The sequence below is a fragment of the Psychrobacter sp. 1Y4 genome (assembly GCF_051847555.1).
The window spans coordinates 1-844 of the sequence record NZ_JBPYDE010000333.1 but is presented as its reverse complement, the minus strand read 5'-3'; the positions used below and the strand labels follow the sequence as shown (position 1 = coordinate 844).

The window sequence follows — 844 nt, the reverse complement described above, 5'->3', positions numbered from 1 at the left end:
TGCGGGGCAATGAGGTCGGTCAATCAGACTCGTGTCTTCAAAGCACTCATTCAATCTTGTGATAAAAGCTTGTGATAAAAGGATGTATTCCATGACCCACTTATTTTCTAAACCGTTGACTTTGGCGGCCTTTATGGCATTGGGCTTAGCTGGCTGTAACAACAGTAGCCAGACCACAGCCGAAGCGCCAGCTGCAGATGATGCTACCACGACAGAAGCTGCTGCCACGGATACCAACGGCACGCTACAAAAAATCAAAGACTCGGGCACCATCGTTGTCGGTCACCGTGACTCCTCTATTCCATTTTCTTATATTGCTGATGACCCTAATCAGCCTATCGGCTATGCACACGATTTAGAAATGAAAGTCGTTGAAGCCGTTAAGCAAAAGCTAAACATGCCAGACCTCAACGTCCGTTATAACTTGATTACCTCACAAACGCGTATCCCATTGGTACAAAACGGCACGGTAGATTTTGAGTGTGGCTCAACCACCAACAACGAAGAGCGTCAAAAACAGGTCGCCTTCTCTAATGGTTTCTTTGAGATTGGTACGCGTCTGTTGACCAAAAAAGACTCTGGTATTCAGAATTTTGAAGACCTAAAAGGTAAAACCCTTGTCACCACGGCAGGTACGACCTCAGAACGTTATATCCGTCAGTACAATGATGACAACAAAATGGATATGAACATCATCTCAGCAAAAGATCACGGCGAAGCCTTCTTGATGTTAGAAAATGGTCGTGCTGATGCCTTTATGATGGATGATGTATTGCTCGCTGGCGAAAAAGCCAAAGCAAAAAATCCTGATGAATGGGTCATCGTAGGTGAACCACAGTCGTTT

General features: G+C 45.1%; 1 protein-coding gene. It reads left to right on the top strand.

What is annotated here, in order from left to right; all coding sequences use genetic code 11:
- Positions 1-91 precede the first annotated feature (91 nt).
- A partial coding sequence (locus tag ACS8FC_RS16145; RefSeq protein WP_439297520.1) for a transporter substrate-binding domain-containing protein occupies positions 92-844 on the top strand: 753 nt, incomplete at its 3' end.